Origin of the sequence: Aquimarina penaris, from assembly GCF_040786285.1 — a bacterium.
Classification (GTDB): domain Bacteria; phylum Bacteroidota; class Bacteroidia; order Flavobacteriales; family Flavobacteriaceae; genus Aquimarina.
The window spans coordinates 860,771-873,309 of record NZ_JBFMKQ010000001.1; the positions used below are offsets into that span (position 1 = coordinate 860,771).

Consider the following 12,539-nt stretch of genomic DNA (forward strand, 5'->3'; position numbering starts at 1 on the left):
TTTTTAGCATCGAATGAGGCATAAGACCTTAATTTTCTTATTTTTGACCCTACTTAACCCAAAATAAAATGACTATGAAAAAACTTATGTGTGTGGCCGTATGTGTCCTAACCCTGGGATTTACTGGCTGCAAAAGCGATGAGGATAGTTTTGATTGTAGTGCAGGAGACTTAGTTCTGGCAGATGCGTTGCTTAAATATACAGAAAACAGCACCACAGCTACTTGTGAAGCCTATAAGACAGCAATAGAAAACAACTTAAACAATAGTTGTTATTTAGATGCGGATGTTATAAAAGGATTAAGATCAGAATTAAATGTATTAGGAGACTGTACTTTTGCAGGTAGAGTCTGTTTAATCTGTACCAATAGCGGTGTAAATGAAGAAGTGTGCAGAGGCGAAAACGGAAACGCTTTTATCGGCGAAAGAGATTTAGAAATTCCTTTTGAGCGATATGTAGAACTTTCTAGTTGTATCTAGAATAGTTTATACTCAAACAATAAAAACATAAAGGTGATCATTGTATTGGTCACCTTTTTTCTTTGATCACGTATAAATATACTGGATAATGATCACTGTATCCTCCCGTGTAAGAACCGTTAGAAAAACTACGAAAAGGATAGCCTTTATATTTACCTTTTGAAGTCGTTAAATAATGTGCATTAAACACACCCGCTTTATAATATTGGTATGTAGTGTAATCGTTTCGAAGAAATGCTTTAGACACAATGATCTGATCAAATAAACTCCAGCGATCTGCCCAGGCCAAAGAGCCAATTCCTTTTTTGGCAAGTTTTGCCATGGGATTATAGAGTTCTTTTAACATCACCTTTTGTCTATTAGACTTTGCAGCCAATATCTTTTTTATACTTGTATTTTGTGGATTGTCATTAAAATCGCCCATTGCAATGATTTTTGCATATGGATCAATAGCAAAAAGAGAATCCATAATTTTTTTAGTAAGCGAGGCTGCCTTATTTCTTTTATATCGGCTCCGTGCTTCTCCACCTCTTCGCGAAGGCCAGTGATTAACAATAATATGAATAAGATCTCCGTCTAAATAACCACTCACCAACAATTGGTCTCGGGTATATACGCGCTTAGCACTATTGTGATCATAAATGACCAATTCGTGTACACTTTTGTTTTTAGGTTTAAATAAAGATTTTTGATAGAGCAACCCTACATCAATTCCTCTTCTGTCTGGTGAATCAAATTGAACAATACCATAATCTTTTGGCAAGAGCACTTCTTCATTAACAAGATCTTCTAATACTTTTCGGTTTTCTATCTCTGCAACCCCTAAGATAGCTGGCGGATTTTTAGCCACATCGGTTCCTATTTTAGAAATAACCTGGGCCATGTTTTTAATTTTATCTCTATACACTTCATAAGTCCAATGATCTTTACCTTTAGGGGTTCTGTCATCATCAAAAGTTATAGGATCATCTTCGGGGTCAAAAAGGTTTTCGAGATTATAAAATGCAATAGTATTCACCTGATATTCCTTCTTTTCTTGAGAAAAAACAAAAGAAGAAAGTAAAAAGAAAGAAAGGATACAGGAATGTTTTAAGGTCATAAGATTATTCTTTTTAATATCAATTTATTAGCAACCAATTTTTTAAATTTTTAATGGTTCTTTTTCGTAAGGGCATACAAATATTAATAAGAGTCAAAAACACCCCTATAATCCCCTCAAGGGGATAATAATTCCCCCTTTGAAGGGGGTTAGGGGGATGTTTCTGTCGGCTCATCATCATTTATTTATGTAACACAATAATCCAGGGAGAAAAAACTCAAAAACTTAATTGATTTCGTGCCTATTAAAATCAATTACAATGATAAAAAATCCTAGTTCCGAAAAATGAAACTGGGATTTTCTATTCTTGTCCTCTATAAACTTTCATGCAACAATTAATATGACTTATTATGATTTTAACCCAAAATATGTGATCCTGATTTTCTTTTGTAGTACACTTATGCTAAATGCCCAACAAACGAAACTAAAAGGAAAAATCGTAGATATAATCACTAGTCAAGGGCTTCAGGATATCAAAATACAGGTTAAAAGATCAAACGTAGTTACCATAACCAATAATAAAGGTGAATTTGATTTTAAAAATACAACCTTACCTCTAGGGGAGCAGATTCTTATTATATCAGGGCAAGGATATGTTACAAAACAATTTCCCGTCGTAATTAATGAAGGAAAACTATTAGATCTCAATAAGATTGACTTAAAATTCGACTTCAATACAGAGCAAAAACAGATTGGGGTTATTAGCCTTTCTGACACCGAACTAGATGAAAATAGCGATGTGTCTTACAATATGGCCGCATTACTTTATGCAAACCGAGATGTGTTTCTTAATGCTGCAGCATTTGATTTTAGCGCCACCTTTTTTCGTCCACGTGGCCTCGGAAATGAAAATGGAAAAGTGCTAATTAATGGAGTTGAAATGAATAAGTTTTTTAATGGAAGGCCACAATGGAGTAATTGGGGAGGATTAAATGATGTGCAACGCAACCAGGAATTTTCTCAGGGAATTTCACAAAACGATTATACATTTGGGGATCTTTTAGGCACGTCAAACATCATTATGAGAGCCTCAAAGTATCGAAAAGGAGGTAGAGTGTCTTATGCTACTTCAAACAGAAGTTATCAAGGAAGGGTAATGGGAACGTATAACTCTGGCCAAACATTAAAAGGTTGGGCTTTTTCATTATCACTATCTCGTAGATATGGAAACGAAGGGTTTATTGAGGGTACATTATATGATTCAAACTCTTTTTTTGTTTCTGTTGAAAAGAAATTGAACAAAAAGCATAGCCTCAATCTAACGGGATTTTATACCCCAAACAGACGTGGTAAGTCTACCGCAATAACAGAGGAGGTTTATAACATCAAAGGAAACACCTATAACCCTAATTGGGGGTATCAAGACGGCAAAAAAAGAAATTCTAGGGAAAGGAGTATCGAAGAACCTGTTATAATGCTCAATCATTACTGGGATATAACAAAAAACACAAGCTTAAATACTAATATCGCATTACAAACCGGAAAAACTGGAAACAGTAGAATCGATACTGGAGGGGGTGATCAGATATTAGGGCCTAATAACCAACAAATTTATGTTGGTGGTGGTAGGAGTGTAGCCACCAATCCGGCACATCCTGATAATTTACCGAGCTCCTTTTTAGCCGACCCTAATCCAACTCCACTTGACTATCAAAATGCTTTTTTAGCTCAGCAGACACTTATCGATGATGGTCAGATCTCCTGGGACGAATTAGTGCAGACCAATCAACAAAACAGGCAGCAGGGCAATAATGCCACTTATATTTTATATGAAGATAGAACAGACGACACTCAATTGGTCGGGAATGTGATTCTAAATAGCCAAATAAGCAAACACGTTTCATTAAATTCAACCATCAACTATAGGCGGTTAAAAAGTGAAAATTTTGCAGAGGTAAAAGATCTTCTGGGAGGCACAGGTTTTTTGGATGTCGATTTATTTGCTTTATCGGGTAATGAACAGACACCAGAAGAGGCGGCAAATAGAGCACAAAGCGATCTGCAACACCCAAATCGTATTGTGGGGGAGGGTGATCGGTATGATTATAATTATGAAATTGAAGCAAATACATTAGATGGGTTTGTTCAAGGGCAGTTTACGTTTAACACAATTGATTTTTTCCTAGGGGCAAATGTTTCTCAAATCTCATATCAAAGAAACGGACTTTTTGAAAATGGATATTTTCCCGGAAAAGAATCTTTTGGAAAGAGTACACCAATTGATTTTACAAATTATGGTGCAAAAGGGGGAGCAACCCTTAAAATCAATGGACGTAATTCTATTGGGATACAGGGAACATATTTTACTAAGGCACCAACAATTCGCAATGCTTTTGTAAATGCAAGACAAAACAACATCACAGTAGCAGAGATATTGGAGGGAAATCAAGAAAGTGAAAAAATCCAATCTGCAGATGTTAGTTATGTATTTCGTTCTTCGACAATAAAGGCCAGGGCAACGGGATATTATACCAAAATCGAGGATGCTACCAACATTTCATTCTTCTTTACCCAAGCCATCTCTGGATCAGACACAGGATTTGTTCAGGAAATACTTACCGATATAGATAAGCTATACGTTGGAGGAGAATTAGGAATCGAATACCAAATCACCCCAACAATCAAACTAAAAGCCGCCGCAGGATTCGGTAACTTTATTTATAACAACAACCCCGACCTAACTTTAACGAGCACTAGTGAGGCTTTTACAAATTTCGAAGGCATACGAAACTTCGGAAAATCTGCATTAGAGGGATATCATCTTTCTGGAGGACCACAAAATGCTGCACAACTAGGTTTCGAATATCGTGATCCAGATTTTTGGTGGTTTGGGACAACTACAAATTATTTTTCTAATGGGTATATCAACATCAGTCCTTTTGCCAGAACATCGAATTTTTACCAAGACAGTGATGGGCTTCCTTTTAATGATTATGATGAAAATATTGCGAAGGATCTTTTAAAACAAGAACAGTTTGACGATTATTTTATAGTGAATGCTATTGGAGGTAAATCCTGGAGAGTTGGCAGCTATTATGTTGGTTTTTTTGCTTCAATAAGCAATATTTTTAATCAAAAATATAGAACGGGAGGTTTTGAACAAACCAGAAATGCAAATTACAGAAGAACTCTAGAAGAATCACGACGAGAAACCCCAGTTTTTGGATCGAAATATTTTTATGGGCTTGGTACTTCTTACTACGTAAATGTTTATGTACGATTTTAATCAAAACACAAATCTTAATAAGACCTGACAGGTTTACTATTCAATAAAGAACTAAAATATGAAGACTAAAAATAAGATAAAAAAGGGTTTATTTCTTCTAACCATAGTGAGTGTAATTTTTAGCTGTGCTCCAGAAGAAGATTTCGAAACACCAGAAGTAATTGTTCAAGAACAAGAGGTTGAAGGTACAGTAATATCAATTGATGCCCTACTTGGGATTTTAGGACAAGAGCTAGAAAAGGAAGGCGAAAACGCAAAAGTGGTTTTTGAAAACACAGATAATTTTATACTAGGTTATGTAATATCTAGTGATAAAGCAGGTAATTTTTTTAAAGAATTAATACTTCAGGATAAGAGCGAAAACCCACAATCAGGAATACGAGTATTAATAGATAATAGTCCGCTATTTACAAAATATGAGTTTGGCCGGAAAGTATATATAAAGTTAGATGGATTGTCTTTAGGTATGCAAAACGGTGTTGCCACATTAGGTGTTTCTGAAGGAAATGATGTTGGAGCAGTTCCTTCATTTTCTATAGATGAGGTGGTTATTCGATCTACAGAGATAGCCACTATTACTCCACTAGTATTGTCTTTTGAAGATTTTACCGATACACTTTTAAACCTATATATTAGAGTAAACAACATTCAGTTTAATAAAAACATTGTACAAGAGAGTAACACATTTACGTTTGCCGCAGAATCGAATGATGAATTTGATGGAGAACGTATCTTAGAAAGCTGCGAAACAGGGAGATCAATATTACTTAGTACAAGCACCTTTTCTGATTTTAGAGGTCTCAAATTACCAGTACAACAAGGAAGTTTCGAGGGTATTTTAACTAAAAATTTTGAAGGAGATACATATAATCTAGTGCTTAATGACCCAACTGGGTTAGTATTTGATACAGAAACCCGCTGTGACCCCATTGTTTTAGAATGCCCATCAACAGAAAATGGATCAACGGTATTGTTTGAAGAAAGTTTTACAGACTTAAAAACTAAAGATCTTGAAGAAAAAGGGTGGGTTAATACGAATACCACAAGCGGTAAGCTTATTTACAAAATAGGGGACTTTGCGGGAAATCAATATGCGCAGATCACAGGCTTTAGATCAAAAGAAAGCCTGTATGAAGTTTGGTTAATAACTCCAGAAATTGACTTAAGTATGACAACAGGCGAAACTCTAAATTTTGATCTACAGGCAGGCTATGATAACGGTAATATTCTAGAAGTTTTTATTACCAATAATTTTACTGGTGATGTAGGATCAACATCTTGGGAAAAACTTGATGCAATTATCCCCAGAGCACCATTAAATGCTTTTGGTGATTTCATCAGTTCAGGACCTATGGGTATATCTTGTATAGAAGGTAACGCAAGAATAGGTTTTAGATATGTAGGTGGTGACCCCAGAGCTACTACTCGATATCATATTGATAATGTTAAGATTACAGGGAAATAAGTTTAAAATAAAACCCTTGAGGTCCAAACACCCAATAAAACTGGGGTCTACCAATGACATAAAACAATTATTGCGATATTACGTTTAATAGATAGTACAAATCAAAAATGTTGTATTATGCAAACGTTAAAAAAGTGGGTATTGCTAGGGCTTTTTTTAATAGCAATAGTCGCATGTGGCGAAAAGAAGAAAGAAACTGAAACCACAACCAAAAAAGCGGAAACAAAAAATACCGCTGTAGTCACAAAAAAGACTAAAAAGAAGACAGTGACTAAACCATTGTCGAAAAAAGAAGTTAGAAAAATAAAAAGAGAACTAAGAAAACGAGAACGCGAACAGAAAAGAAAACAACGCGAACTCGAAAATAACAAGAAGTAAAAAAGAAAAAAGGCTGGATTTAATTATCCAGCCTTTTTTTATGTTGTATTCTTGCTTAAACAAGAATTACTGTTTAATAATTTTTTGTTGTGTGCTAAAAGCTCCTTTTGTATCAGTTACACGAACCACATAAAAACCTCTTGCATAACGACTCATATCGATGGATAATTTTGATTGACCAACATTTAGTCGAATGGTTTGCGCATAAACCGTTTGACCGGTTACATTGGTCACAGAAATATCTACATCATTTCCAGAGAATGCATTAAAATCAACAGAAAGATAACTTGTAACAGGGTTAGGAGAAACGGATACGTTTATCTCTTCTGAACCCAGTTTTTCGTCCATTAATTCACTTTCTAGACCTGTTGGGTTTTCTGCATATACTGCAGCTTCTTTGGCTACAATAGATTCTCCATTTTCTAGACATACAATAGCATCTAAATCATATCCATCTGCAAACCAAGGAAAAACGTTTTTATCACTAATATCAACAACTTTAATATATTTAGCAGAACGTAAGTTACCCGCTGCAAGATCAAATTCGCCATCTTGGCAAGTCGTTCCTAAAGAAACAAACTCTACCCCATCTTGTGAAGCAAATACTTCGGCAGATTCTGGGAAATAATCACAAGAAACATTATCAAAGAACCCTGTAGATTCGAATATGGCAAATTCATTGGTGTCTGCATTGTCAAAAATCTCATTGTTAAGCTCTATTGTTATTGATCCTCCAAAACCTAGACTCACAAAATTAAGGAACCTCCTTTCTCTAGGTGTACCTATAGCACGTTCAGGATTACTTCTATATCTTGGTATTAATCTTCCGTCTCTTCTTTTTCCTTGATCAAAAGAAACAACAGATCCTCCCATACATTCGTTATCAACAAATTCTGGCTCTAATAAAAATCGTGCAGAAACCGGGAAGTGATCCGATGTGGTAAATGCATAATCCGCATCGTATACCTCGTAGTGAACAGTCACAGAGTTTTCGATATAGGCCTCATTAAGCTCATTAGTAACAGCAATGTGATCAATCATATTTTCTCTAAACACAAAAGAACGCAGTCCTGCTTCACTTAATGCAGATGATACGATATTATAATTAAGTGAATCATTTACATACTCCTGGAAACTAGAAATAGTTGAAGGAATATCTGCCACAGTTTCATCAACATCATCATTATAATCTCCCAGTAAAATAACTTTGTTATTCGCAAAATTAACGTCTAACGAATCCTTAAGTACCTCTACATCATACTTACGCATGTCATAACGACCTTGGGCGTCATTACCACTATTAGCTCGTGCATGTAAAGCAACAAGATCGATACGCTCTGTTACCCCATTTATAGTTACGTCTGCGGTCATTAAAAATGGTAATCTTCCGCTAGCGAAAAAACGAGACGTCGCATTTGGATAATCCAAAATAGCAGAGTCATCACCACCATTGTATAATGGGTGAATAGAAGTAAACATTGCTCTTGTATTTACTACAGAAACGGTTTCTGTATTATAGATAAATCCTAACTTTTGGAAAGGTGGAGTTCCGCCAGGATTAGAGGTTGCATCAGATAAGATATAATCATACCCTGGTAGTTGCGCCACCAATTCGGCAAATAATACATCATCTGCAATTTCTTCTACAGCATACACATCTGCTTTTAATTTTTGAAGTACTGTTGCTGTACTATCTCTTTGGATAGCATCAGACATTGGGTTTTGCCCTACAGGAGAGTTATTTTCATCTCCAAACCACTCAATATTCCAGGCTACTACATCAAAAGTATCTTCTTTAGGGAAACCTACGGTATCCCCAGGAGGAATAAACTCTACTGCACAAGGAATATCTTCAGATGCTCTGGGTAATAATTGGAAGAATTCTCTAAAACGACCCACTACACCAGTAACTTCTGGACAAGTAACAGGCTGTGCCTTTCCTACGACAGAAGCTACATCGTTATCAACACGCAACTCTCCATTTCCGCTTGCATCGGTAAGTGTAAAATTCGAGTTTCCGAATAAAAGATCTCCTGGATTAGGGAATGTAGTATTAAGCACACGAACCAATTCACCAGGGTGATTAGCAAGTTCTGTAAGAGTAATTTCTAAAGGAGTAATGGGGTTCTGAGGAAGCCCATTGTTTACCACCTCAACTACACCGTTAAGCTGAACCTGATCATTAAAAGCAGCTCTAACACCCGTTACAGTAATAGAATCTCCAACTTTTAGAGCGGCATTAGCTTGTACTTGCTCATCAAAAACAGCAATCCCACCTGTTGCATCCTGAATAAATGCAGGACCATTAAAGGCGTCGGTTACTGTTAATACTCCTGCAATAGTTACAGGAGTACCCTCTGCAGCAGCTCTAGCTTCGGCGATGGTGATTGGCTCACCCGGAGTTACAATCACTCCATCATTATCAGCACCCGGAGTAGGAGCTTTGGCTACATAAGTACTTGTGTTACGAGCACCACCTTGTCCGTTAGGAACACGTTGCAAAGATTCACTGTCTTTACTTCCGTTTGCATCTTCGTTTAGCTGTGGTTGATCTGCATTTAATAATACCAATAACTCCAGATCATCAGCATCGTTAGTATCATATACAATAGCATCAATTATGTTATCAGTAGTAATAGCCGTTCCGTTAGGAAAACTTGTAGCATCTCCAAAATACAATACTACTGCATCTGCTCCATTCTGAAAAGAGTTTCCAGGTACTACAAGATCAACATTAGCAACGTCTGCATTACCGATTACGAAGTATCCTTCGGCATTGGTAGAAAAACCATCTAAATCGAAAGCATTATAGCTAGTGTTATTGTTTCCGTTATAGTTTACCAATACGTATCCGTTTAGCGATGTATTTCCGGTTCCACCGTCATATAGTTCTACAAACTCTAAAGCATCAGATCCTTGGGTGTCGGCATCTAACTCATTAATAATAAGGTTTACGATTTCTGTAGCATTTGTATTAGCAGCTCCTGGAGTAGCAATTGCTTGTGTATAGGTTGATGTATTTCTTAACCCCCCAGATCCATTTGGGAAACGCTGTACAGAGTGGAAATTCTTATCACCTTTATCATCTTCGTTAACTTGTGGTTCTCCTTCATTTAACAATACTAATAATTCTACATCATCGCTATCATTTGTGTCATACACGATAGCATCTATAAGATTATCTGTGGTTACTGCCGTTCCGTTAGGGAAACTAGCAGCATCTGTCTTATATAATGCAACAGCATCTGCTCCGTTCTGTAATCCATTTCCTGGGAAGGTGATAGAAACATTAGGTACGTCTGCATTACCTGCTACAAAATATCCATTAGCATTTGTGGTAAATCCGGTAAGGTCGTAAGTCGCATAACTTTGATTGTTGGATCCGTTATAAAACACAAGGATATGTCCGTCAAGAGCAGTATTTCCTACTCCGCCGTCAAATAGCTCTACAAACTCTAAAACATCTGATCCTTCTGTATCGGCATCAATTTCATTGATAAGCAATACAGCATCTTCTCCGCCTGTATCCTCAACAACCACATTTTCTCTGTTAGGCGTGTTTACTGCTTCTCCAGGTTCTGCAACTGCTACAGGAAAACTTGGCAATCCACTTCCATCAAAGTCATTTCTTGTCCAATCTGTTACAGCATCTGTATCTTGTCCGTTAGGAAACCTTGAAGCTCCGCCCACGGTAAATGTGCTTCCGTCAAAAGACTGTAGTAAAGTAACTGTAGCATAGTTTTGATCTGTAGCGCCACCATCATTTACTCCTATATCATCGGTAATTGCTTCCCATGGTGTTGTATCAAAAGTACCATTATCATCTGCATCGAGGTCTTGCCCAAGAGCACCCGTAAAATTCTTAACTAAAAGTAAGGTTACGGTACCATTTTCGTAAACATTGCTACCAAAAGGCGTTGTAAAATACCCGTTAACATCTGTTGTACCTAGTTGAATTACTTCGTCGATAGTACCAGCAGAGTTGCTATCTCCATCGATTTCTATTATCCAATACTCGCTTAGATCTGCTTCTATACCAGCTTTTATTTCTACAAACTCATCTGTGTCTGACCCCGTGTGGTTAAATACAAATTCGTTGATTACCGGAAAAATTACTGGTGTTCCGAAAAATTGATTGGTGTTTACCTGACTATACGTATTAGCTGTTGCAACTTCCCAGGTAAATTCTGCAGCTGTAGTGCCTGCTCCAGATAATTGTAAAGAGGCACCAACAGGAGTACTACTAGACTCAGAGACCCCAATGTCTGTACTAGTTAATCCCGATGCAGGCCCATCTGTTGCAGTAAAAGAACCTTCGTAACTTAAAAATTGAATAACAGCATTATTGTTATCCACCAGAGCGATTCCGTCTGGTGCACCATTTTGCAAACCGTTTGTAGCAAGAGTGTCTACAACAGTTCCAAAACCGTTTTGTTGATCAGGAATATTTCCTGAAAGAGCAATGGTATTATATACCGAACCGTTTGATCCGTTATACAAAACAATACTCCAGTTGGTAAGATCCGTTCCTGCCGATCCAGCGATTTCGACAGCTTCATCTACGTCTGCACTTGCATTATCATAGTGTATTTCGTTGATAAACACTGACTGCGCAATTCCATTTTGAGCCCCCATAAAACATGAAATGACAAATGGAATTAAAAGTAATTTTAATTTCATGACAATTAGTTTGTTTGTGTGATTTTTTGCGTAGCTCAAGGTATGGCATTAGAACCATTCTTGCACCCTACTTATGTTAAAAAAACATCAACAAATTAACATTTTTCCTCAGAGGCCTTTATAAATCAGGGGTTTATAGGACTAAAAACTTCAAAGAATCTAAGATTCTGAAAACAACCCCTGGCTAAAAAGGGTAAAACAACCCCCACTAAATTGGGATTTTAGACTCTTTTATTCTGATTATCAAGAGATTAAATTTGTTTTATTAGAAATGACAACAGAATTATAATTCTGGCCATTTTTAAATAATAGAATTAATTTAATTAGAGGGAAAATGAAAAAATTGGGGGATTTTGGAGTTTTTTTGTGGGTTATTGTATGTGTTTTGTTAATAACATCATGTGAACAACCAGACGGAGAAGCAGAATTTATAAACACTAATGACAGAGAAGCTTTTGTTAAAGATGATATTTTTATAGAAGAAGAATCAGTAAAACCATTGTTGCACCTAAGTTTTGATGGCAATTTAACCGAAGAAGAGGCCTCAGCTAGATTTAATAAGGCGATAGCAGAATACAAACTAAAAAACAAAAATCAAAACAAGGGGTTAAGTACAGAGTGGTTTTATCGAATAGCAACGCTTACGGGTACTCAATCTAACAACGGTACCGATGGCCCAGTACGAGCTTCTGTATATTTTAGTACCAACAAAGGAGCGCATGCTGCTAAAAATATTATTTTGGATTATCCATCGATTGATGAACGAGAATTGGGTAAGTGGGATTATTATCTTTTTAAAACCTTTTTGCCAGGCAAAGCGGTTAGCTGGGTACATATAAGTTCGTCAACAATTCAATTACAAGGAACCGACGACTGGTTTCTAAAACAATTTCACACCTACATGATCACAGAAGATCAAACTGTAGCTGCAACTGGTGCAACAAACATATATACTTTTCCTAATGTTTGGTTGGACAATACTTGTGCTAGTTGTTGGGACAGCTACCGAAAAAGAGGGGGATATGGCAAATTAAAATTTTGAAGCGCACTCATTAATCAATAAACACTTATGTAGAGGGCTGAATTTTAATTGAAATTCAGCCCTTTTTTGTATTCATTTCGTCTATATATAACCGATAGGTTTTCTCGAATTATTATGCTATCAATTGAAATCTATTTTTTATCAATTCAAAAAGGTGTTCTGTCAATTGG

General features: G+C 36.5%; 7 protein-coding genes. 5 read left to right on the forward strand and 2 right to left on the reverse strand.

The genetic code is table 11. From position 1 onward, the window contains the following. Positions 1–74: 74 nt before the first annotated feature. Positions 75–479 (forward strand): hypothetical protein, encoded by a 405-nt coding sequence (locus ABW637_RS03460; RefSeq protein ID WP_367583238.1) that lies wholly within the window; start codon positions 75–77, stop codon positions 477–479. Positions 480–528: 49 nt separating this feature from the next. On the opposite strand, the gene ABW637_RS03465 is transcribed toward ABW637_RS03460, so the two are convergent. After that, the gene (locus tag ABW637_RS03465) at positions 529–1,578 is read right to left on the reverse strand and encodes an endonuclease/exonuclease/phosphatase family protein (RefSeq protein ID WP_367583239.1); all 1,050 of its coding nucleotides are present in this window, start codon (positions 1,576–1,578) and stop codon (positions 529–531) included. Positions 1,579–1,918: 340 nt separating this feature from the next. On the opposite strand from ABW637_RS03465, the gene ABW637_RS03470 reads away from it, so the two are divergent. The 3 genes from ABW637_RS03470 (at position 1,919) to ABW637_RS03480 (ending at position 6,647) form a co-directional block, all read left to right on the forward strand. After that, the gene (locus tag ABW637_RS03470; protein WP_367583240.1) at positions 1,919–4,804 is read left to right on the forward strand and encodes a carboxypeptidase-like regulatory domain-containing protein; all 2,886 of its coding nucleotides are present in this window, start codon (positions 1,919–1,921) and stop codon (positions 4,802–4,804) included. A gap of 58 nt (positions 4,805–4,862) precedes the next feature. Further along, positions 4,863–6,269: a DUF5689 domain-containing protein gene (locus ABW637_RS03475; RefSeq protein WP_367583241.1), complete on the forward strand. Its 1,407-nt coding sequence runs from the start codon at positions 4,863–4,865 to the stop codon at positions 6,267–6,269. 117 nt (positions 6,270–6,386) lie between these two features. Then, the gene (locus tag ABW637_RS03480; protein WP_367583242.1) at positions 6,387–6,647 is read left to right on the forward strand and encodes a hypothetical protein; all 261 of its coding nucleotides are present in this window, start codon (positions 6,387–6,389) and stop codon (positions 6,645–6,647) included. A gap of 66 nt (positions 6,648–6,713) precedes the next feature. Here ABW637_RS03480 and ABW637_RS03485 read toward each other — a convergent pair whose 3' ends face one another. Continuing rightward, a complete protein-coding gene (locus tag ABW637_RS03485) occupies positions 6,714–11,327 on the reverse strand; it encodes a T9SS type A sorting domain-containing protein (protein ID WP_367583243.1) in 4,614 nt (1,537 codons plus the stop codon). Between the two features lie 334 nt (positions 11,328–11,661). Here ABW637_RS03485 and ABW637_RS03490 point away from each other — a divergent pair, with 334 nt between their 5' ends. Further along, entirely contained in the window at positions 11,662–12,369 is a 708-nt protein-coding gene (locus ABW637_RS03490) for a hypothetical protein (protein ID WP_367583244.1), read from the forward strand. Positions 12,370–12,539: the final 170 nt, after the last annotated feature.

Coding starts and splice junctions, on each gene's coding strand:
- ABW637_RS03460 (WP_367583238.1), top strand. CDS start 75: ATGAAAAAACTTATGTGTGTGGCCGTATGTGTCCTAACCCTGGGATTT.
- ABW637_RS03465 (WP_367583239.1), bottom strand. CDS start 1,578: ATGACCTTAAAACATTCCTGTATCCTTTCTTTCTTTTTACTTTCTTCT.
- ABW637_RS03470 (WP_367583240.1), top strand. CDS start 1,919: ATGACTTATTATGATTTTAACCCAAAATATGTGATCCTGATTTTCTTT.
- ABW637_RS03475 (WP_367583241.1), top strand. CDS start 4,863: ATGAAGACTAAAAATAAGATAAAAAAGGGTTTATTTCTTCTAACCATA.
- ABW637_RS03480 (WP_367583242.1), top strand. CDS start 6,387: ATGCAAACGTTAAAAAAGTGGGTATTGCTAGGGCTTTTTTTAATAGCA.
- ABW637_RS03485 (WP_367583243.1), bottom strand. CDS start 11,327: ATGAAATTAAAATTACTTTTAATTCCATTTGTCATTTCATGTTTTATG.
- ABW637_RS03490 (WP_367583244.1), top strand. CDS start 11,662: ATGAAAAAATTGGGGGATTTTGGAGTTTTTTTGTGGGTTATTGTATGT.